The 20,834-nt window shown below is 54.5% G+C and carries 19 protein-coding genes and 1 pseudogene; 18 read left to right on the plus strand and 2 right to left on the minus strand.

Features of this window, described 5'->3' with window-relative positions; all coding sequences use genetic code 11:
* The 6 genes and pseudogenes from KQH55_RS10060 to KQH55_RS10085 all read left to right on the plus strand — a co-directional run.
* Window positions 1–274 (plus strand): annotated as a pseudogene (locus tag KQH55_RS10060) (hypothetical protein); the annotation flags it as partial.
* Between the two features lie 58 nt (window positions 275–332).
* Window positions 333–599: a hypothetical protein gene (locus KQH55_RS10065; protein ID WP_235090739.1), complete on the plus strand. Its 267-nt coding sequence runs from the start codon at window positions 333–335 to the stop codon at window positions 597–599.
* Window positions 600–638: 39 nt separating this feature from the next.
* A complete protein-coding gene (locus KQH55_RS10070; protein WP_170872357.1) occupies window positions 639–776 on the plus strand; it encodes a hypothetical protein in 138 nt (45 codons plus the stop codon).
* 8 nt (window positions 777–784) lie between these two features.
* On the plus strand, window positions 785–2,737 hold the full coding sequence (locus tag KQH55_RS10075) for a LodA/GoxA family CTQ-dependent oxidase (RefSeq protein WP_235090741.1): 1,953 nt from the start codon (window positions 785–787) through the stop codon (window positions 2,735–2,737).
* Window positions 2,734–3,846: an NAD(P)/FAD-dependent oxidoreductase gene (locus KQH55_RS10080; RefSeq protein WP_235090743.1), complete on the plus strand. Its 1,113-nt coding sequence runs from the start codon at window positions 2,734–2,736 to the stop codon at window positions 3,844–3,846. Before KQH55_RS10075 ends, KQH55_RS10080 begins: the two co-directional genes overlap by 4 nt.
* A 372-nt stretch (window positions 3,847–4,218) precedes the next feature.
* The gene (locus KQH55_RS10085) at window positions 4,219–4,443 is read left to right on the plus strand and encodes a hypothetical protein (RefSeq protein WP_076794412.1); all 225 of its coding nucleotides are present in this window, start codon (window positions 4,219–4,221) and stop codon (window positions 4,441–4,443) included.
* Between the two features lie 565 nt (window positions 4,444–5,008).
* Here KQH55_RS10085 and KQH55_RS10090 read toward each other — a convergent pair.
* Window positions 5,009–5,470, minus strand: coding sequence for a transposase (locus KQH55_RS10090; protein ID WP_083703610.1), 462 nt, complete (start codon window positions 5,468–5,470; stop codon window positions 5,009–5,011).
* A 243-nt stretch (window positions 5,471–5,713) separates the two neighbouring features.
* Between KQH55_RS10090 and KQH55_RS10095 the strand changes: the two genes are divergently transcribed.
* The 12 genes from KQH55_RS10095 (at window position 5,714) to KQH55_RS10150 (ending at window position 19,230) form a co-directional block, all read left to right on the plus strand.
* Window positions 5,714–5,857, plus strand: a complete 144-nt coding sequence (locus KQH55_RS10095) for a hypothetical protein (protein ID WP_170872355.1) — start codon at window positions 5,714–5,716, stop codon at window positions 5,855–5,857.
* Between the two features lie 1,098 nt (window positions 5,858–6,955).
* Window positions 6,956–7,096 (plus strand): glycosyl hydrolase 108 family protein, encoded by a 141-nt coding sequence (locus tag KQH55_RS10100; RefSeq protein WP_170872354.1) that lies wholly within the window; start codon window positions 6,956–6,958, stop codon window positions 7,094–7,096.
* Between the two features lie 191 nt (window positions 7,097–7,287).
* Window positions 7,288–9,189 (plus strand): hypothetical protein, encoded by a 1,902-nt coding sequence (locus KQH55_RS10105; protein WP_235090746.1) that lies wholly within the window; start codon window positions 7,288–7,290, stop codon window positions 9,187–9,189.
* A 34-nt stretch (window positions 9,190–9,223) separates the two neighbouring features.
* Window positions 9,224–10,306 carry a ferritin-like protein gene (locus KQH55_RS10110; RefSeq protein WP_076794409.1) on the plus strand — a complete coding sequence of 361 codons (1,083 nt, stop codon included), beginning with the start codon at window positions 9,224–9,226 and terminating at the stop codon, window positions 10,304–10,306.
* Window positions 10,307–10,792: 486 nt separating this feature from the next.
* The gene (locus KQH55_RS10115; RefSeq protein ID WP_235090748.1) at window positions 10,793–12,073 is read left to right on the plus strand and encodes a 3-dehydroquinate synthase; all 1,281 of its coding nucleotides are present in this window, start codon (window positions 10,793–10,795) and stop codon (window positions 12,071–12,073) included.
* Window positions 12,060–13,103: a hypothetical protein gene (locus KQH55_RS10120; protein WP_139337300.1), complete on the plus strand. Its 1,044-nt coding sequence runs from the start codon at window positions 12,060–12,062 to the stop codon at window positions 13,101–13,103. Before KQH55_RS10115 ends, KQH55_RS10120 begins: the two co-directional genes overlap by 14 nt.
* A gap of 65 nt (window positions 13,104–13,168) precedes the next feature.
* On the plus strand, window positions 13,169–14,476 hold the full coding sequence (gene eboE, locus KQH55_RS10125) for a metabolite traffic protein EboE (RefSeq protein WP_235090751.1): 1,308 nt from the start codon (window positions 13,169–13,171) through the stop codon (window positions 14,474–14,476).
* Complete coding sequence (locus KQH55_RS10130; protein ID WP_170872353.1) at window positions 14,473–15,330, plus strand: UbiA family prenyltransferase; 858 nt, start codon at window positions 14,473–14,475, stop codon at window positions 15,328–15,330. Before eboE ends, KQH55_RS10130 begins: the two co-directional genes overlap by 4 nt.
* A gap of 57 nt (window positions 15,331–15,387) precedes the next feature.
* On the plus strand, window positions 15,388–16,110 hold the full coding sequence (locus KQH55_RS10135) for an EboA domain-containing protein (protein ID WP_076794407.1): 723 nt from the start codon (window positions 15,388–15,390) through the stop codon (window positions 16,108–16,110).
* The gene (locus KQH55_RS10140; protein ID WP_076794406.1) at window positions 16,097–16,987 is read left to right on the plus strand and encodes a TatD family hydrolase; all 891 of its coding nucleotides are present in this window, start codon (window positions 16,097–16,099) and stop codon (window positions 16,985–16,987) included. The genes KQH55_RS10135 and KQH55_RS10140 overlap by 14 nt, the downstream gene beginning before the upstream one ends.
* 93 nt (window positions 16,988–17,080) lie before the next feature.
* The gene (locus tag KQH55_RS10145; protein ID WP_076794405.1) at window positions 17,081–18,454 is read left to right on the plus strand and encodes an alkaline phosphatase family protein; all 1,374 of its coding nucleotides are present in this window, start codon (window positions 17,081–17,083) and stop codon (window positions 18,452–18,454) included.
* A 194-nt stretch (window positions 18,455–18,648) separates the two neighbouring features.
* Window positions 18,649–19,230, plus strand: coding sequence for a TMEM165/GDT1 family protein (locus KQH55_RS10150; protein ID WP_076794404.1), 582 nt, complete (start codon window positions 18,649–18,651; stop codon window positions 19,228–19,230).
* A 517-nt stretch (window positions 19,231–19,747) separates the two neighbouring features.
* On the opposite strand, the gene KQH55_RS10155 is transcribed toward KQH55_RS10150, so the two are convergent.
* On the minus strand, window positions 19,748–20,281 hold the full coding sequence (locus tag KQH55_RS10155; protein WP_235090754.1) for a hypothetical protein: 534 nt from the start codon (window positions 20,279–20,281) through the stop codon (window positions 19,748–19,750).
* Window positions 20,282–20,834: the final 553 nt, after the last annotated feature.

Genomic DNA, 20,834 nt, shown 5'->3' on the forward strand with positions numbered 1-20,834 from the left:
CCCGCGTAACCTCGCCTATCTATACACAGGCGCCCTATTTCTGGTGATTGGCGCGCACTTCTGTTTGTTGTTCTTTCACATAGAGGTCAAAGAGTTTGCTTTTGGCGTGCTTGGCAATATTGAGGGTGTACTGATTGCGATGGTCTTGAGCGCAAAGGAATTCTTCCTCGGTTCGTCTTCAATGGCAAAAAAGCAGGCTGCCGTGATTACCAGCTTCGCGACCGATCCGGACACTTATGCCACGACTCAAGCACTAAGTTCTCGATGCGTTTGACATCTCGATTCAAGATTCCGGTGGTCAAGAGCTGCGCCGGTTTCGCCCGGCTATCCAGGTGTCAAGTTGTGCAGACGACACGTTGCCTAAAACAGCCCTTGTTAATGAGGACATCCCGGTGACACCCGGCATGAAACGGATTGCGCTGTTGTATAACGGCACTGAGGTGAGTTGTTTCGAGGCAGCCGAGCCGCGTGCTGCCTCGGAGATCTCCGGCGGCTTGTCACCGCTGTCGATCGACGCGCCACTGCCGGGCAAACCCAACCGTAGCGCCCTGCGTGCGCAAGCGGCAGCGCCACAGGATGGCGTCATTTATACCGTATAGGTATGTCCTGCGGGGAAGTCGACTTGGCAAACTATTGCCGTGGGACGCGAGACGCCGCACGCTGAGATCGACCGCAACCAGTTTCCAGGCGTCAACGCCGTGAAGGTACGCGTGCTGCGCAGCACGGGTTTTGAGGACGAGCTTTTCTCCGAGCAAGAAGTTGACTTAAACTACTGAGGTGGCATATGAATAGCAACAGCAGCAACGCGCTTGATCCGGCGTCGATCGTAGAGATAGCGATCTATCCACCGCTGGGTATCGCGCGCGTCGGCAACGCTCAAGGCGACTCGGACTATTTCACTGCCGCTGAAGTCATTGGCGGTGTGCCGGCGGATCCGGGAGTGCTGCGCAACGCAAATGGCGAGATCAAGCGCCAGGCCGTGCGTTTTCGCGTCTATGCCACGCTTGCCTCAGGGCAAGTGCGTGAGCTAACACTAGACGACGGAATCCAGATTCAATGGCGGGTGGCTATCGCCAACCTGAAGGCCGGCTGGTATGAGTTCACGAACGCACTTGACTTACCCGACGGCCTCGCAAAGCCCGCAGTGAAGCGGAACGCTGAGACATCGTCCGGCCGCTTTCGCCTCGATATCACGCCGCCGCCGCAGTCCATTGAAGGTCGCGGTGTGTCGGGCGCAGGCTATATATTCGAAGGGCAGTTCTTTGACAAAACCGTCTACTTGGGCGAGTTACGCACTGATCCTCAAGGCCGGCTATTATTTTTGGGCGGGCATGGTCGGGCCGCTCCTCGCTGGGCGGGAACCAAGCCAACGACGTTCGCTAACAATAGTTTGTGGTTTGACGACGTGGCCGACGGAACTGTGCGCGCGCACGTTACGGTCGGCGGCAAATCGTTTGAGGCTACACCGGGCTATGTTTCGGTGGCGCCCCCTAACTATGCGCCCGGGCTGTTTGGGGTTGTGACGATGGACGACGTGGTGCGTGATATGTTCGCCGCGGAAGGTTGGCTTGAACTGCCGCCCCAAACAAGTTTTACCCGTGATGTCTGGCCAATCTTCTCCAGATTGACTGCGATGCAATGGGTCAATCACGGCCTTTTCATGGCGCATGGATTCGGCTCACCTTTAGATGCACGGAATCCAAAAGTGCTTAAAAGGCTCACCGACACCTCGCATGAGGGGCGCGCTTGGCGTGAAGCTGTCTTTGGCCTGTTTCGCGATCCCGCGGTGGGCGGCGCCACTGATCGCTCGAAGCTACCTTATCTATACGGCGATGCGTACGATGGCGGCAGTGTCGACCATGCCCGCGTGCTGTTAGCGGTCACCTCGACCATGTACCGCCACCTCGCGGCCTGGGCGAAAGGCGACTTTATTAACGACTGGCAGGGCGAGCCGCTACCGCCGCGTTTTGACGAGCTGGCTCCGTCCGCACAAATCGAGCATCTTTCGCGCGCTCCGCTGTACGAATGCCTCGGCGGCCCGTTTCATCCTGGGATCGAATTAACCTGGATCATGCGGCGAGCGTCCCTGTGGGCTGGGCCCTACCGGCTGAACGTACTGGACGAAGAAGGATCGGCGCGGCAGGACTTCGGGCCTGAGCTAACGCCGGAGATCTGCCTGGGCGCCGACGGACCACTGCGCGGAGTGGCACCAGGTGCGCTGACGCGTTGGCTAGGCGTCCCGTGGCACACCGACGAGGCCTCCTGCCTCTCCGATTTTGAATACTCGCCGTCCACCTACTTATCAATGCCCAGCTACTGGGGCGCGCGGGTTCCCAACCAAGTGTTAAGCGCTGAAGCCTGGTCGCGTGCCGTCGATGAGGCAAGCTTCGAGATGCAGAAGCTCAAGCATGCCACTTACCGCGAGGTTTGGACCCGTGACATTAACGGGCGCAACTACTATGAGCGTATTGACAATATGGTGCAGAATTGGTGGGAGTTGGGAATGGTGTTGCCGACCGGTACGCCAACGCACCTGCAGGCGCTTGGCCTGCCGGAAATTGCCCACGTCGAAAACGGTCGGCATCCAGATCATGCGGGCTCGAACGACAAAGTCATGCTCATGGCCGCGATCGAGCGGCTTGCCTCGCCGACGCCGTCAGCCGTTAAGGCAATGGGTCTGACTCAGCCGGGGCAAAGTCGGCCGCCCCGCCGAACTTACCACCGTGGCGAGATATGAGTGACAACATCACGCAAACGTGTGATGTGGCCATCGCCGGCGGCGGGCCGGCGGGTGCCACAGTCGCGCGGATTCTAGCCGGCTGGGGCTTCGCCGTCACGGTGATCGCCGGCCATAGTAGCCGGAAGGCTGGCGAGGTAATGGGGCCCGAAGCGAACCCGGTACTGGATGCGCTTGAGCTAACCTCTTTATTTGCAACATCAGCAGGGATTGCAGCGCAGTGCGACGGCGTGGTCGCGCACTGGCCCTCGATGGGTCCCGATCTCGCAGACCACGGCTTGCGCGGTGTCTGCGGCTGGGCGATTGATCCGCCGCGATTGGTGGCAGCACTCAAACGCCTGGCGTTGATCAATGGCTGCCGTTGGCTAGAGGAAGCCGTTCTGGCAAGTGTGACACGCAACACCTCAGGCTACGTGTTATCGTTGGCATCCGGCGGCCAGACGCAGGTCGTCACAGCGAAGTTTGTCATTGACGCAACGGGCCGCGCTAGCAGACTGGCCCGCCGGCTGGGTGCCCGCCGCATCGTCGACGACAAGCTCATTGCGGCTGCAGCACGGCTGAAACGTCATGCGCCTCAGCGCGACCCATATCTGCACCTGACTGCGACCCCTCATGGGTGGTGGTACCGTACTGACGGCCCAGCCGATGACACGCGTGTGGCGATGGTGGCCGACCCGCTTGATAGTGTAGGCCGGCCGGATGCGTTGAAGCGTGTCTTGCGGCGGCTTCTTGAAGAGTTGTACCCTGGATTGGCTGCCACGGCCACGTCGAAGATGTTTGTCATGGACGCGTCCAGCGCGCGGCTGAACTGCTGCGCGGCGGATAGCTGGCTGGCAGTCGGCGATGCGGCAACGGCCTTCGACCCGTTGTGCGGCCAAGGGCTGGCCCAGGCTTTCGGTTCAGCTCTCGCGGCGGCTCACGCCACTCGGGAATGCATGGCCGGCAACCCCCATGCGCTCGCCGCATACGACCATGCGGTACAAGCGACCTACCGCCATTCACGCGCTCAGCTTGACCTCCGCTATGCCTACCGAGGCCATTGCGAGCCGGACCCATTCTGGCCGGCCCGCGCACACCAGGCTCGCAGTCTAGATACGTCAGGCTTGTAGCTTGTCGATCGGCCTTTTTGAGTTCTTTATATCAACGGCCACACGTCTGACGTAGACCGCATCGCGGGGACTGACTATCAGTTACCTGATACCCGTCGGGTCACCGGAGCGGTCACTGAATTGCTTCTGGAATCCAGAGACGAAACCCGGGGCGATTCATAGTTGCGGACCAATTAGCCTCACCGTGTCCGACAGCAATTGACTGCCGTAGCGCACGTTTGCCACTGCTGACGTTACCGTAAATGGTGTCGATATGGGTTTCTTAAAGCATAAGCGGTAAATTAAACGCATGGACCGCGTAAAGTCGTAGGTTGGTCGATGGCGCTGATCATGTTGGCACAGTTGGCGTGTACGGCATCGTAGTCGTGACCAATGCTTGGCTGCAAACCGCTGCATTTCTGGTACACCGCTGGCCTGGGCTTGACGCAGCCAGCTTGCCAAAGCTTGATGTGCGCGGCGCTTGACCATGTCAGTGAACTGGAGCGACAGCCGCCGGATTGCTGCTCTCTGGGGATTTTGCTCGGCGAGTCATTGAACAAAGCGCTGGACGTGCCGCTTATCGTCGTTGGTGAGCGCGACCGTGCCCCGACCCATTAACCAGCGGGCCTACGCGGCGAGTGGAGGGCACCGCTCGCAACACAGCAGTACGCAGCTGCTGCGTGATTGCACAGGCTTGTCGCCAAGGCCGAAGGGCTTGGCGTACGATGTCGCAACCGCCGTTGAACCCTTGGCCCACGATTTCCCGATCCAAGCTCGCCGCGTTTTGGCAGCCTTCACGCCAGCGCTGGACAAGAGATGCTCGATAGGGATCCAATTTGCTGGCTGCGGGTAGCCGTTGCGCCCGCACAGGGAAACCACCGGCATTGGTCCAATGCCGCACCGTACGCCGGTCCAATGCTGTAAGGTGCGCAATCGCCCGGATTGCCATCCCGCTTCGATAATGGTGCATGACCGATTCATAGCGTGCGAGCCGCGCTTTGCGCCGCTGCGCTTGTTGCTCCTTTGCGCGCGATGTTGTTGCCACGCCGGGCGCATTTGATTCGATCGCTGGCAATGCGACAGAAGCGTGCTCGTGATCGAGTGAGCGTGCAACTTCGCGGGTAGGCCGCTGGCAGCGGCCCAGCGCGCGTTCAATGGCATCGCCAAGATGCTTCAATAGATGCTATCGGTCGGCCACTTGTATGGCTTGCGGCGCGCTACGGGTGATGCCTTCGGCGTCAACACCAGCGCGATCGCGCGATACGATTCGGATTGCGCGGTTTCCTGTTAGCCAGTTCGCCACCGATGTCGCATCACGATCGGGCAACCGGTCTAATGGGCGCCGTTGCTCGAGATCGACCAGTAGGGTGCCATAGCGATGACCGCGCTTGAATGCCCAGTCATCGACGCCAACTAGGGTAAGGTTGGATGTCGTCGCGACGTGCTTTTGGCTGTTGCGTTTGAGCAAACGAAGTATCGTTTCGCCGCTGATCGAGATGCCCAGCCGCTGTGCTAGGCGTGCACCCGTGGCGCCACTAAGCGCCAAGCCCACATGCCACAGCGTCGTCTGCACCCGGGCTGTGCGGCGCTGCTGACGCGCAGTGAATGGCGCAAGGCGTTGGGCGAATGTTCGCCGGCGACACATTGTGTTATCGCAACGAAAGCGCCGCACCTGGATTTCCAGTGTGATGCGATGGTCGCTACACGGTAGATCCTCAACGCGTCGTCAGTACCCTCCGTGTATCCGGGAACTGGTCGCTCCACACGCCGTGCAGTGCGCAACGAGCCCTTGATGTTTCAGTGCAACGATGAGCTGATGGCCGATCATCTCCCCTCCGAGAATGCGCATGTCGGGAGGGGCAACAGGCGTTGAAGGAAAGAAAAATTCATGCTGATTATCCGAGTGATGCGGTACCGGCTTGCGTCATTGTCACCTGCAGGTTTACACAAAGTGGGGGGGAAAGCCATTTTTAACGTGCTGCTGGTACCACTGGCCGATGTCATCGACGATCTGGGGTTGCGGCACAGGTAGCACGCAAAGAAGCCCGATTGCGTGTGTGAGCGCACTTGCCCGGTCGGTCCGCTCACTGGCGGGTTGCTGTACGTTGACGTGTCGCGCCTGTGTCTCCAGCACATCGCGCCGTGCCGCATGATCGAGCGGGTGGCGAATGGGCGGCAGTGGGCGCCCATTGCCTTGCTTTTCGGTCGCCGGCCATCTGAGTTTTACATCCAGCTGGCTTCGACGAAGCTTTTCTTGGATAGATCATCATGAAGGCCGTCAATGTAGCAACTGCTTAAAATCCTATCGCTACCAACGCTCTGCTTGATGTTTATTAAAAAGAAACATTTGATCATCTTTACGGTTATTGTTTTAAATTTGCCTTGGATTTTTTAGCTTATGAACTAATTGGTTTTTTTTTGATTTGATTTGGCGGTTTAGCAAAAGAGAATCTTCTTGGGTTGATCGAAATTTATGTATATAGTGATTTTACCTTCTTAGCAAACGGTGCCCATAATAGCATGGCTTTACCCCGTTCGCGGTGCAGACAGCAGAAAATGACGTTTTTCGTGGGCAGTCGCGACTGCCGTTTCATGAAAGCGATATTTGGAGTGAGCACAATAACAAAGTACCCTAATTTGTAAAGGTGCACATGCCCGTAAGCATTGGTAAGTCACCCTCGCTTCGGTGGCTTATTCGAAATAGTGCATTGTTCTATTGGTGGTGCGGTGCCTTATCGAGTTCAGATGACTTGATAAACAAGTAAGTGATTTTTGCGGTCCTCAGGCGGGATTGGTGGACAGAGAAAGGGTCATTATCAACAGACAGAACGACCATGCTTTTAAAGGTTTGCTGTCTTTTGATAATGCAAATTTAGGATGTAACAATGAATAAAAACGGTAGCCTCGTTTCAAGTAATTGTTTTTTAGTACGCAAGCCCGTGCCGCCTTGAAGTCATTTGAGTAGGGGTAGTGGCGACGATGTGATGATTGTCCAAGACAGACGCGTTTCCCTGGCTCGCGGTTTTGAAGCAGCGAGAAAGGTTCGCCACGCGCGGGCATAACGCAGGTTTCCCAACAGGCGCATGTATTGCTTCACGGTGCGGCGCGTTGCTTGCCTAGACAAACCAGTATGAATACATTTGACCGGCTTATTGGCAACGAGGGTGGCTATTCAGATCACCGTCAGGATCCCGACGGTGAGTGGGGCGTGATTCAGCGCGCCGCGCTCGCGTGGGGCTATGCCGGCCCAATGTGGAATGTACCGCCTTAGGCAGCAAAGCAAATTGCCAAGGTACTTTACTAGGATCCGCTGCGCTGCGACAGTTCTATGACGCGTGTATCGCTATTCCAAATGTTAGCGTCGATGTTTGCGCATATGTGGAAGTTAACCTGGTTAGTTTGGTCAAGCCATTTTGAAAAATTTCGAGCAATGTTTCTTTATTTTCCTACGGCAAAAATACCATGAGCTACCTCAACCCATTGCGATTGCACTTTGCTGGCCAGTTTCAAGCCAACGTATCCACCGTCAACAATGATGCTGGACACTTCAATAATGCAACGTTTCTGCCGAGTTATCAAGAAATGCGGAGTCAAACAGCAGCCAATGGGTGGTGGAATCCGTCCGGCGATGCTGCGTGGCGGCTGCTCGGATGCAAGGTTACATCGGCCTGGTTGCCATCCGGATCCGTTGATTCCGACGACCCGGTCCGGAAATACCTGATTGCGGACTCAAACAGCAGAGTCAGCGCGAAACTGGTGGATTTGGACCCCTATCAGCAGTTGGTCTCTGAGATCTGGGGCTTGCAAGTGCGTATCACCGACGTGAACGGCAATACGCTAATGTGCGGGAATTTTTCTCCTGCACCGTTCCTCGATATCTGGGACAGAGCTACCAACGAATCGCAAGGCGACCAGATTGCCGGCGCCATGTACCAATCTGTGCTGACCAACCTGGAATGGGGCGACGTATCGGACTCGAACTTCCTGAAGGCTCTGAAGAATGCGAGTTCCACTCAACTGTCGATCAAATTTAACGTTGACGGCTTTAACATGGATTTTAAGTCAGCCGAATTCGCGTGCGGGCGTATCGTCGGCACAATTGGACCTTCGGAAAAGTCCGAACCGAGGAGCATAGTGATAGGTCGACAGTTCATGGCAGATGAGTCTTCGGAGAAAAGCCACTTTTTTAAACCTAAAGGCGGCATCAATTTTTTTTCGGCTCAGATTGTTAAAAAGAGCAATGACGCCGGCGCTATCTTTCTCGATCTGGGCAACGCGCTGAGCACATCCAAACCGGGCGGTGGGATAAACGACCTGGGCGATTTGACGCTCAGTGTATTAAAACCAGATGGCAACCCAGAGGTGCTAGGTAGTGTCCTTTCAAAAGGTTCCAAGGGCTATACTGATGAAAACTGGTACCCCCTCACCGCCGGTGTGGTCGAGCTTCCCCTAACGCAAGCACAGATGTTAGCGGTGTCAGCGGCGCCGTTGACTCTGAGCAGCAAAGACAAAAAGTTTTCCATTAGCGAATGGAAGAGTGGGGTGTTTGTGCGTGCCGACCGCTTCGTCTATCGCATCAGTCCGGGCGCTCGGACGCAAATTCCCGTCTACGCTATTCAATGGGGGCGACCGCTTGCTGGCGTTAAGCTGAGCTTCGCGCCGGATTCGGGTGAACTGCAGCCAGACAACTCTATTGATCCATCGGACATACCGCCCGTTGCAACGCCGCTGACCGCGCTGCAGTTCGTCGATAGCGAAACGGGTGAGACAACACCGTTGTCAAAAGACTTCGTGGGGAACATCGTCACTAACAGCGAGGGAGTAGCGATGCTGACACTGGACGCGAGCGATCCCGGTATGCCGCGCTGTTTTAAATCGGGCTGTAGTATCGACGGCCAAGTGTATGGCATCCGGCCTGCATTTGCGGATACACAGTACAACGGCCCATCGAATCCATGGAACTTCATCAGCATTCTGCTATGGAACGACTTTAAGCCAGCTCAACCGGTGACCTGGGCCGATCTCCAACCCATTTTCCAACAGTACGCCAACTTGTACCCGATCATGAGCCGCTTTCTGAACATGGCTAACTATGATGAAATAGTCAAAAATGCTTCTTTGCTCAAACTGGTATTCGGTCTGGACCCAACTGATCCGAACTACATGCCGGTAACGCGGGATTTATCCCCAGCCAAACGCGCCGCAATTCTGACATGGCTGGGCAATCCTACGTTCGGGAGTGTCGCGCCCGCGCTCCCTTCTGCACAGGTGCTGAGCGCTGGCACGCAACCCGTCAATCTAATACAAACTGTTGCCAAAGGCGGCAAAGCCGCTGCTAGCGCCCGTCGTTTGTCCTTGCGCTGATCCGCCCAGTCCTACCACATTGAGAGGCTACGCAATGATTCTCCTTGAACAGCGCTCTATCCTGAAAGACCTGCAAACCGCTCAACCTGTGTCAGCGATATGCTCCGTCTTGCAGCGAGCAATTGAACTGGAACATGCGACAATTCCCCCTTACCTCTATGCGCTGTATTCGCTGGACGCATCAAAGAACAAGGAGATTGCTGATATTCTGCTGTCAGTGGTCATGGAAGAAATGTTACATATGACGCTGGCGTCGAATGTTCTCAACGCACTAGGTGGTAACCCAGATATCGGGCATCCCAATTTTATTCCCAAGTATCCCGGGCCATTACCGGGCGGCGTGCAAGGGGGGCTGGAAGTCCATCTTGCGCCGTTTTCACTGAAGCAACTCGACACTTTTTTAACTATTGAAGAACCGGAAACCCCCCTCGATTATCCAAGTTTAATGGCGCTTTTTGCTAAGCTTGGCAAGCCGGAGTTTTTCGCTGAACCCAGTCAACCAATAACGATTGGTCAATTCTATGAAATTATTAAAATTTTTATTGAGTTAATGGGTGATAGCGTGTTTGTTAAGCCGCCGCGTAATCAGGTTGGGCCGGACCTAATGAAAGGGTCGATTGTCGTCACGAATGTCAAGACGGCGAAGCTGGCGATTGAAACCATTATTCAGCAGGGCGAGGGTACTCGTAATTCACCTGACGAGCCCGGGGAAAATGGTTACGCGCATTATTACCGATTTATGCAAATCAAGAAGGGCAGGCAACTACTAAAAAATTCGTCTCCTCCCCCCTCTTATTCCTACTCGGGTAATCTAATACAGTTCGATCCTCAGGGTGTCTATAATGTTCCGACTGACCCGAAAGCTGCTAATTATCCACCGGGTTCAGCGCAGCAACTGGCTTGTAATAACTTCAATTATGCTTATACCAATCTATTAACGGCCCTGAACAAACTGGTTAACGGCCATGCCACACCCGAGCAGTTCAATATTGCGATCGGTTTAATGATGTCGCTGAAAGGCCAAGCTAAAAACATGATGGCCGGTATTCCCAACCCTGAAGTGGTGACCGGCCCGAGCTTCGAATATCAGTTGGTGGATCCCGGCGATGGGATCTAACCGATCACCTCGAAGTCAAGTGAGCGGGTGTGGTGGCAAGACGGTGTAATCATCATTGCTCAAAACGCCTGCCCTTTCTGTCCATTGCTTAATGGTAGGCAAGTGGGAATAATTCGTGTGGATGGAGGTGTGACCAAATTTTTTGTAAGGGGGGTGCACCGCTTCACGGTAAGGCGCGTTTCTTTTCCAGGTTACCAGTATGAGAACTTTCAAAGACATGTTTGAACAACTTATTGGCAATGAGGATGGTTATTTGGAATGACGACAGTCAGCCAGAGCAGGTAGTTCAGAAAGTAGTCGATATTGCTCGAACCGTCATGGGGGTGCTCACATGCTTGGCATTGAGCTGAAAAACTAAATGGCTTGAAACGGTAGTCAAGATTTCAAATTTATAGTGGCAAACGTAATTTGTCACTGCGGTCCGCTGAGTTGAGAAAAAACTGCTTTGGATTTTAGCGTTTTGTCCCTTGCCAAAGAGGAATCGCCATGCAATGTCTGTCGGAATCCATGAAAGAAGACGGACCGATTGACGAGAATTCGTCTGTCCATGCCGTCGATACCGATAGCGTGATGCAACGTTTCAATGTACCGTTTGAATATCCCGTGTATTTCACCCGCGGTGTATTTAGTGACCCACACAATCTGACGTTGCAACGAGCAATCTGCCGGCTGGAACCGCACCGGCGCCACCGCTTCGTTGCCGTGGTCGATGCCGGCCTGGCTAATGCCAATCCCGCTATCGTCCAGGCTTTACAAGCATATGCGTTACGTCATGCAGACACGCTTGAATTGGTTGACGCGCCGCGTGTGTTGGCTGGCGGGGAGCAACTCAAGCACGAGCCAGACGCGGTGCGCGCGTTACAACAATGGTTGCACGATCAGCACATCGACCGTCATGCCTGTGTTGTAACGGTCGGTGGCGGCGCGGTGCTGGACGCGGTCGGATACGCGGCGGCCACGACGCATCGCGGCGTGCGGCTGATCCGGTTGCCCACGACAGTTTTAGCTCAGAATGACGCGGGCATCGGCGTTAAAACGGCTATTAACGCTTTTGGAGTAAAAAACTTCTTGGGCACCTTCACCCCACCGTTTGCGGTAATCAATGACTTTGACTTTATCGCGACGCTGCCTGCACGGCATTGCATCGCGGGCATGGCCGAAGCGGTTAAAGTCGCTGCAATCCGTGATCGGACCTTCTTCGATTGGCTGACGGCCCATGCCAGTGCGCTTGCGAATTTTGAGCCGAACGCGATGCAATGGATGATTCGCCGTTGCGCCGAGCTACACTTGCAGCATATCAGTCAAGGCGGTGACCCATTCGAATCGGGCAGTGCACGCCCGCTTGATTTTGGGCACTGGGCAGCGCACAAATTGGAGACCCTAAGCGCCCATACGCTCATGCACGGTGAAGCCGTCGCGATTGGCCTCGCACTAGATACCCGTTATGCAGTGGCCATAGGTTTGTTGGAAAAGCCTGTATTGGCTGCAATGTACACGTTGCTGAACCATCTGGGGTTCCGTTTGTGGCACGACGCGCTCGATGCACGCGATCAATCTGGACGGCGACAGGTGCTGGAAGGGCTCACTGAGTTCCGTGAACATTTGGGCGGCGAGTTGACCGTCACATTAATTAAACAAATCGGGCAAAGCGTGGAAGTCCACACCATTGACGAGTGCGAAGCCAATGCAGCCATCGACTGGTTACAAGAGCAAGATAGACATCGTTTGCACATTGAGAGAAAGGAGGTTTATCATGAGATGGTATAAGCTTAAAACTCATAGCGCAAAACTACACGAGCTATGGTCTCAATCGGCTTTGGTGTTGCTGCTAACTTTAGCATGCATGGCCTCAGCGTTAGGTACAGGCAAACCTTATAATCAGGTCTTCCTCAATACGACGGGTGACGTTTGCGAGAGTCGGAAAGATAAAGAAATCTGCGAACGGCATATTTATCCCACAAACGGAGTACATAACGAAAAAGGTTGCAACACGCCCGGTTCAGAATGTGATTACAGTCATCAAACTGGGCGGCCTCAACCAGAGCCGGAATTCCCTGAGTATTGGACTAGCGATTGGACCATGTATCGGGTGTTCAAAAACTATGACACATTTTCACCGCCATACGACGATCCTCCAAGAAATCTAAAGCCCATCGAAGACTATGAAATTTCAAGCGGCTGGACAGTCTACGATTCGACTTACATACCGACAGACAAGGATGGGCAAGGCGCGATGATGGAGCATTATGACAAGCGATGCTTGCCAATTTTTCCGCATGATAATAAATACACCTGTTCTTTTGTATCACTAGGTAATAAAGCCTATTTTCTTACTTACGTTGAGGACCGACCTCAGGGCATGCCGGAAATTTGTCAGTTTTCGCTAGACAATCATCCGCCGAGGCGCGATTTTATTAAGCATTTGCTTTACGATTCCAAGCAAAGTCAGCATCTTGAAGGCAAGATTCAAGCTTACTCAATAATCGTGCCTGGCGATATTTTGTTTGGCTATGCTTTCTGGAGAGACAAATTCGTTACGGATTATAAAAAATATAAAGTGCCGCAATCTTTCTTTTTCTCGGGAGACCGGAGTGTCCCATACCCTAACGCCCCCATTGTCAGTCAAAACTTCAAAAATTTCAAAGTTGAAAAACCAGGAGAAGAAGTTTGGCAAAAAGTCAAAGCGAAGCTAAGAGATAATCCTCATCCGCCATGGTGCTGTCTTTTTGCAACCGACTGTACGGACGGCAAGAAAAGCGAACCGCAAATGCCGGCTAAGTCAGCGAAGACACGTTGAAAGACTGAGCCAACCCACCCTGGCGCGGTTTCGTTAATCTCGAGACCGCGCAACCGGATGACCCTATGGATCGGACCGATATCGGAAAACCTCATGCGTTGTGTTTGGATGCCATGCCACCCTCCCAACGGGCCCATTTGACTTATTGCACCAATGTTCATCCTGCACAAAGCTGGTCTGAAGTGCGTGCCACATTGGGCCACTATCTGCCCCAGATCAAGGCGCGCGTCTCGCCCCACGCACCGTTTGGTGTTGGATTGTGGCTGTCCGAGCTGGCGGCTCGCGAACTGGACGACTCTATCGCGCTTGCACAATTTAAAGCTTTCTTGCAAACGCATGATTTATATGTGTTCACGCTCAACGGATTTCCCTTTGGTCATTTTCACCAGCAATCTGTTAAAGATGCGGTCTATCTGCCGGATTGGCGCGATCCGCGGCGGCTTGAATACAGCAATCGACTGGCTCGCCTGCTGGCTCAACTCTTACCCGACGATCAAGATATCGAAGGCAGTATCAGCACCATTGCCGGGGGATTCAAACCGCATCTTGCTGACGATCCTCAGTGCCGGCCCGTGATGGCTAAGCAACTGCTTGAGCATGCAGTGATGCTGCATCGGCTACATCAGGAAACAGGGCGATGTATCACGCTGGCGCTAGAGCCAGAGCCGTGTTGCCTGTTGGAAACCACAACCGAAACCATTACGTTTTTTGAGGAATATCTGCTCAACGCCACCGCGACTGAGCACATTGCAGCCGCATGTGCACTAGACGACGCTGCGGCGCTCGCGTTGATCCGACGTCATTTAGGCGTGTGCATTGACACGTGCCACGCCGCTGTCGAGTTCGAAGATCCGAACGATATGATAAGCCGCTTTAGGCACGCGGGGATCCGCATCGCCAAGTTACAACTCAGTGCCGGGCTGCGCGTTCCTCGCCCGTGTGCATCGCATGCACGCGCGCTGCAGCCATTCGCCGAACAGGTGTATTTACATCAAGTGATTGAGCGCCGTACAGCTGAAACCAACACCGAGCTACAGCGCATGATTGATCTGCCTGATGCACTTAGTGCCCTCAATACTGTTCCATCGGTTTATGAGAACACCGATATCGAATGCGAATGGCGCATTCATTTTCATGTGCCTGTATGGGCCAACACCGTGGGACCATTTGAGAGCACGCAAACGTTCTTAAAGACCATGTTGGCAATGCAACGTGATACGCCGATTTCGACTCATCTGGAAGTGGAAACTTATACGTGGCATGCGTTACCGGCTGTCTATCAGCCGCATCATACCGAACGTACTCAGTCGAATGGCAGCCTTGTCGAAGCGATCTCGCATGAGTTGCAATGGGTCCAGGAGCAGCTGAAATGATCAACTGGCATGTCGCTTTACGTCTGGGGCGCGTTTCCAACCTGCCCACTGTATGGAGCAATGTCATTGCTGGTGCGGTACTTACTGGCCAGTCCATCCACCCTCTCACTTTGCTATGCTTGTTATTAGCGATGTCGCTGATCTACACCGCTGGTATGTTTCTCAATGACGTATGCGATCGAGCGATCGACGTGATTGAGCGGCCAGAACGACCGATTCCTGCGGGTCAAATCAGTGTTTCGACGGTATCGGTCAGTGGCTTGGCGATGCTCGGTGCGGGCGTACTATTGCTCGCCTCACAAGGAAGTGGTACTTTTGCCAGCGGTGTTATTTTAGCGCATTTGGTTATACTTTATAACTTGTATCATAAAGATAACCCATTGGGTCCGTTGATCATGGGCCTGTGCCGAATGCTGGTTTATATTATCAGTGCATTAGCTTTCACAAACGGCACCTTGTCCCAACCCGCATCGCAAGGCTCGGTTATTTTATTCGCTTACACAGTGGGCCTAACCTACGCTGCTAAGCAGCAGTTCACCGGCCCAATGATTCGTTTTGTGCCCGTGCTTGGACTCGCGGCGCCGCTGGTGTATGCGCTAATGAGTTTGCCGATCCATCGATGGGCATGGGGCTATCTAGGGGCGTTTGCGTGTTGGACAATATGGCTTCTTCAGCGTGCGGCCTTTCGCGCTAAGACGTGCGATTTGCGCAGCGCCACAGGCGAACTGATCGCTGGCATGGCATTGATTGACGCATTACTGATTTCGATTCACGGCGCGCCAAGCTGGACAGTGGCAAGCGTGGTCGCTTTTTTTCTAACAATTTTATGGCAGCGGCGTATTGCAGGAAACTAAATTCCAGTCAACCTATGCTCAGTTAGCCTTATCGCCAACCTAATATTAAATTTGGTTATGACAATCGCGAATACGCTTTATGCGGGTTTACTCCAAGCCGCCGAAGCCTGCTCTGCAGAGGATAAGGCAGATCGGGCAAAAAATTGGCTGGCTCGCTACCAACAGATCATCACAAGGCCTGCCTCATGCAGTGATGATCTCGAGCACAGTATCGAGCATCATTTCGCAATAGCACAGCGCCGACTTGCGGGTCTGCCGTCGTTGCCCACTAAGACGCTTGATACATTGCGCGGAGCCGGCGTCATTGCGCCGCAGCAATGGAGTATAGGTGATTTTGGTAGAGCGCTGATCCTCTTACATACCTTGTCGTTGCGGCCCAGTGCTGAATATCCCAGCGTTGTCACGCGTCTCTATCGACGTGGCGATAGTACTGAGCAGCAGGCAATATTGCGCAGTTTGATCTTATTGCCCGAACCGCAGCGATGGGTATCGATTGCCGCGGAGGGTTGCCGTAGCAATGTGGCGATTGTCTTTGAAGCGATCGCTTGCGACAATGCGTATCCCGAACGTTTCCTCTGCGAGTTGAATTTTAATCAACTTGTCTTGAAGGCTCTCTTTACCGGCACGTCAATCCGCCGCATTGCTGGGCTCAATAAACGACTCACTCCCACACTAAAACGCATGGTTGCCGATTACGCCAGTGAACGGCGCGCAGCAAAACGTCAGATATCTGATGACCTTAACTTCCTTCTGCGAGGTATTGAACATGAAAATGTTTGACCCCCATATCCATATGACCTCACGCACCACCGATGATTACCAGGCGATGAGCAACGCGGGCATTACGATCGTGGTAGAGCCGGCCTTCTGGATGGGGCAGCCGCGCACGCATGTCGGTACGTTCGAAGACTATTTCTTATCTTTATTGGGCTGGGAGCGTTTTCGGGCCGGCCAGTTTGGCATCCGCCACTTTTGCACGCTGGGCTTGAACCCTAAAGAAACCAATAATTCGGATATTGCTGATGGCGTCATCGCGTTGCTTGAGCGCTATCTTGATAAAGATGGCGTGGTGGCAGTGGGCGAAGTCGGATTCGACGATGAAACACCGGCCGAAGCCCATTATTTTGCGCGTCAAATTGAACTGGCAATCGAACATGACCTACCTGTGCTGGTGCATACGCCTCATCGAAATAAAAAAGCTGGCACCATTCGCACTCTCGCGCTCATTCGCGAAAGCGGCATTGACCAAGAACGGGTATTGATTGACCACAATACGGAAGAGACACTCCCGCTGGTGCTCGACTCAGGTTGCTGGGCCGGACATTCGATTTACCCGCACACCAAGATGGATGAAGCGCGTATGGTCGCGCTGGTTAAGCAGTATGGCAGTGAGCGCATCATCATGAATAGCGCAGCGGACTGGGGCGTCAGCGATCCGTTGAAAGTGCCTAAAACTGTATCGGCCATGCGTGATGCGGGCATCGCCGAGCATGAAATCGAAACGATCGTTTGGCACAATCCGCTTGCTTTTTTCGCCCAAAGCGCACGGCTTGATATCGCCGAGGCTGAAACGCCGCTGCTGATCGATCAGCGCCATAACTGGGAGGGCAATTCAGTGCTACGCGGACAAACCCCGCAGGTAACCACCACTGAGTAACCGATGCCAAGAATCGGCGTAGTCGGGCGATCTCGTGATCGCCGTTTGTGAGCCGCCCAACCATGAATAAGCTACCTTAAGCAAGGTGCTGCTATGCAACGCGTGATCGTCCTGAATGTGGTGGGGCTAAGCGGCCAGCTACTGAAGCATGCGCCTCACTTATCCGCTTTGGCCAAGCGCGGCGCAATGTGCCCTTTAATCACTGTGACACCAGCTTTGACCTGCCCGGCCCAAGCCACACTACTGACCGGACGTTTGCCGCAACATCATGGTTGTGTCGCTAATGGTTGGTATTCACGGGAATTAGCTGAACCACTGTTTTGGAAGCAAAACAATGGACTCATCGAAGGAGACAAGATTTGGCACGAAGCCAAAGCGCGCAATCCAGACTTCAGTTGTGCGCAGCTATTTTGGTGGTTCAATATGTATGCGGATGTGGATTGGAGCGTCACGCCGCGGCCGATTTATAAGGCGGATGGTCGCAAGATCCCCGACTTCTATACGCAACCGGCCGCATTGCATTCGGAATTGCTATGGCAATTGGGCGAATTTCCCCTCTTTCAGTTTTGGGGGCCGGCGGCTGGCTTTGCGTCAAGCCGGTGGATCACGGACTGCGCGCTGCACTTGTGTGACACCCGGCAGCCCACATTGACGCTGGTGTACCTTCCACATTTGGACTACTGTTTGCAAAAGCTTGGGCCAAGTCATCCGGCTATTGCTCAAGAAGTCGCTGCGGTGGATGCGCTATGCGGTGAGCTCATCGAGCACGCGGACAGCTACGGCATGCACGTCATCGCTTTGTCGGAATACGGAATCACGCCGGTATCGGGCGATATTCCAATTAATCGCGCGTTGCGTCAAGCCGGCTGGCTCGCGGTACGTGATGAACAGGGGGAAGAGAAGCTCGATTGTGGGGCATCCAAGGCGTTTGCGCTGGCTGATCATCAAGTCGCCCATGTCTATATCCGGCATAACGCGCTAATCGATGAAGTCAAGGCGCTGTTGCAGCGCTTAAACGGCGTCGACACCGTATTGGACAGGGCAGGCCAGCATAGCATAGGACTGGATCATCCACGTGCTGGTGAACTGGTGGCCATCAGCCAGGCTGATCGTTGGTTCAGCTACTATTATTGGCTCGATGACGCACGTGCGCCTGATTTCGCACGCACAGTGGACATTCATCGCAAACCGGGCTATGACCCAGTAGAGTTATTCATCGACCCCGAGCGGGTCTTTCCCCGCCTACAAATTGGTTGGAAACTTTTTAAACGGCAACTGGGCATGCGTAGCCTGCTTGATGTAATTCCATTGAACCCGCTACTGGTAAAAGGCTCCCACGGACGCCCAACCGACGATATTAAACAAGGCCCAGTCTTGATCAGTTCACATGCCGATAAGCTACCCGCCGCGCCAGTGAAGGCTGAATCAGTACGCGGTATTATTTTGAATCATATCTTCGACAAATAAGCAAGTACATCAATTCTGGCACGGAAACAATTTGCGATGGAAAATGCACGGCGACAATCAGTTTGGCCACACGTGTTGAGTCCGGCCATTTGTTACCTTACCAGTGGCGGGGCTAATGGCCTACGAGTGCCGGAAAAGTTCGGGCAGTGCGTGAGTTGTGACTCGCACATCGACGGCCTGGGACACTATCGCTCATGATCGAAGCTTTGCTCGTTTCCGTTAGCAGCGTTGCACTTGCCGAAATCGGTGATAAAACGCAACTACTGTCTTTCGCGCTCGCCGCACGCTATCGCCAACCTTGGCCAATTGTGTTTGGCATGCTGGCTGCCACTCTGGTGAACCATACTGGAGCGAGCGCGCTCGGCCAATGGCTGTTGTCAGTGCTCACTCCGTCGGCAATGCGCTGGGCACTCGCGCTGTCATTCATCGCGATGGGCGTATGGGTACTGGTTCCTGGCAAGCTGCTCATGGAAGCGGTGCAGCCTGCGCGTACAAAGCTTGGGATCTTCGGCACTACATTGCTGACGTTTTTTTTCGCAGAAATGGGCGATAAGACCCAAATCGCAACCGTGGCGTTGGCCGCCCGGTTCCACGATCTGCCCAGTGTCATTATCGGCACCACGCTAGGCATGATGTTCGCGAACATGCCGGTCGTTTTTTTCGGTAACCTTTTTGCACATCGGCTGCCGATGACCGCTGTGCGTACGACTGCCGCAGTCATGTTCATCGTGTTGGGGGGACTTGCGGCCTGGGGCGTCGACACCCGTGGTGGATGACGCGGACCGGTTCGCGGCACATGCGGTGCCCGGTATATGCTGTTGGCAGCAGCCGGGCGCGCGCTCAATGGCGTTTCTAAGATTCTTCAGCAGATGCCGCCTGTCAGCCACTTGTATTGCTTGCGGCGCGCCACGCGTAATGCTTTCGGCGTAGACGCCAGCGCGATCGTGTGGCACCAACTGGCTGCGTTCGGCCCGTGCGGCGTTGATGGCGTGCGACACAAGACAAAAGGCTTTCGGCAAATGCTCGTCGACGGCACTGGAAGCGGGCAAGACGCGTTGAAGGAAAAATCCACGCCAGTAGTCCAAGCAATGCGAGATCGGCTTGACCGTCGTCGTCCCTCTCGGGTTCACACAAAGTGTGGAAGAATCAAAATCCAACCGCGGTTGATACCAGCCGAGCGTGGCCGTTGACGAGCAAGCGATGCAAGAGTAATGACGAGGCGGCGTTGTGCATAATGTTCTAGACTTGTTCTGAGCAGCGCTCAATACGCGCCATATCGGCATGAAAAGAGCGTCAAACCCAATGCCCATCTCGCAGCGCAGCACGCAGTGCCCGTCGCACTGCCCGCGCCAGCCGAAGAGCGGTACGGCGAGACAAACCCTGCGCGATAGCATAATCGAGCCCATCAGCCTCGACCACAATGCCCCATTTGGCTAGACGCCTGCGATCAGGACGCCGCCATGGCAAGGCCTGTGGCTCATCGAAGGCTGCGCGTAGCGACAGCAGGACAACGCGGCGTCTGCGCGGCGGGACCAGGCAAACGCGCCTTATCCGATGCATGGCGATCAGAGCGGGGCCCGATTTTGACCCGAACCAAATCATGCCTGCCGCACTGATGCTGAACTGGCTTGTGGTCAGGGTCGGCTCAAACCGACGCAGCCACCGCCAGGCGATCCATACCTCGCCGAGTAAGACCACGATACCGACATCAAGACGCACGACGAACGCGGTGACGGTCAAGCTAGTGGCGGCGAGCCATGTCCCTATGCTTTCTCGTTTAGAAACTACGGCCGGCGGCACGACGAAGCGTACATGCGCCGGATCCATGGCAATGACGTAAAATCCTTGATCCACCACGGCATCTGTTGGCCTGCATCGCTGGAGCGACGCAGGCCCTGCATATCCTCCTTGTTTTGGGCAAAACATACCCCTCGCGCCGATAAGCACGATGCGAGGGGAAGCGGAAAAGGCGCTTAAGCCATTAAATTAACAGTCCTAACGGTTACGCGAAGCGTCCGCTTAGTTTGGAGCAACAGTGGGAATTTCACTATCTTACGGTGGCTGCGCGGCTCGGTGCGCCATGGCTAAATAGCTCGACACCCGTTTAAAGGCGACAAGTGACGCACAAAACGCGCAAAGACGAGGGAAAAGAAGCAGCAGCGTTCGACGAACACGCAGGCGGCGATATTCGGACAGACAAACGCCAAGAGGGGAAATATCCATGCCTGGCTCCTAGAGTACGGTTCATACCCGCGCCTCTTGTCACGGAGGGTGGCGGACCGAACGAGGGTGACAAACCGGACTCTAGGAACCGGCCCAGCCGAAGCTGGCCCCGCCCGGCCCGCCATAGACGTGCCAGACGTTGCGCATAAAAAAGCCG

Source organism: Mycetohabitans sp. B3 (assembly GCF_021498065.1).
Classification (GTDB): domain Bacteria; phylum Pseudomonadota; class Gammaproteobacteria; order Burkholderiales; family Burkholderiaceae; genus Mycetohabitans.

What these genes read in the sequence shown, in the direction of transcription:
- KQH55_RS10085 (WP_076794412.1), top strand. Translation starts at nt 4,219, where the DNA reads ATGCTTGGCTGCAAACCGCTGCATTTCTGGTACACCGCTGGCCTGGGC.
- KQH55_RS10145 (WP_076794405.1), top strand. Translation starts at nt 17,081, where the DNA reads ATGCAACGCGTGATCGTCCTGAATGTGGTGGGGCTAAGCGGCCAGCTA.
- KQH55_RS10120 (WP_139337300.1), top strand. Translation starts at nt 12,060, where the DNA reads ATGAGATGGTATAAGCTTAAAACTCATAGCGCAAAACTACACGAGCTA.
- KQH55_RS10155 (WP_235090754.1), bottom strand. Translation starts at nt 20,281, where the DNA reads ATGGATCCGGCGCATGTACGCTTCGTCGTGCCGCCGGCCGTAGTTTCT.
- KQH55_RS10090 (WP_083703610.1), bottom strand. Translation starts at nt 5,470, where the DNA reads ATGTGTCGCCGGCGAACATTCGCCCAACGCCTTGCGCCATTCACTGCG.
- KQH55_RS10150 (WP_076794404.1), top strand. Translation starts at nt 18,649, where the DNA reads ATGATCGAAGCTTTGCTCGTTTCCGTTAGCAGCGTTGCACTTGCCGAA.
- KQH55_RS10115 (WP_235090748.1), top strand. Translation starts at nt 10,793, where the DNA reads ATGCAATGTCTGTCGGAATCCATGAAAGAAGACGGACCGATTGACGAG.
- KQH55_RS10105 (WP_235090746.1), top strand. Translation starts at nt 7,288, where the DNA reads ATGAGCTACCTCAACCCATTGCGATTGCACTTTGCTGGCCAGTTTCAA.
- KQH55_RS10140 (WP_076794406.1), top strand. Translation starts at nt 16,097, where the DNA reads ATGAAAATGTTTGACCCCCATATCCATATGACCTCACGCACCACCGAT.
- eboE (WP_235090751.1), top strand. Translation starts at nt 13,169, where the DNA reads ATGGATCGGACCGATATCGGAAAACCTCATGCGTTGTGTTTGGATGCC.
- KQH55_RS10095 (WP_170872355.1), top strand. Translation starts at nt 5,714, where the DNA reads ATGCTGATTATCCGAGTGATGCGGTACCGGCTTGCGTCATTGTCACCT.
- KQH55_RS10080 (WP_235090743.1), top strand. Translation starts at nt 2,734, where the DNA reads ATGAGTGACAACATCACGCAAACGTGTGATGTGGCCATCGCCGGCGGC.
- KQH55_RS10075 (WP_235090741.1), top strand. Translation starts at nt 785, where the DNA reads ATGAATAGCAACAGCAGCAACGCGCTTGATCCGGCGTCGATCGTAGAG.
- KQH55_RS10135 (WP_076794407.1), top strand. Translation starts at nt 15,388, where the DNA reads ATGACAATCGCGAATACGCTTTATGCGGGTTTACTCCAAGCCGCCGAA.
- KQH55_RS10130 (WP_170872353.1), top strand. Translation starts at nt 14,473, where the DNA reads ATGATCAACTGGCATGTCGCTTTACGTCTGGGGCGCGTTTCCAACCTG.
- KQH55_RS10100 (WP_170872354.1), top strand. Translation starts at nt 6,956, where the DNA reads ATGAATACATTTGACCGGCTTATTGGCAACGAGGGTGGCTATTCAGAT.
- KQH55_RS10110 (WP_076794409.1), top strand. Translation starts at nt 9,224, where the DNA reads ATGATTCTCCTTGAACAGCGCTCTATCCTGAAAGACCTGCAAACCGCT.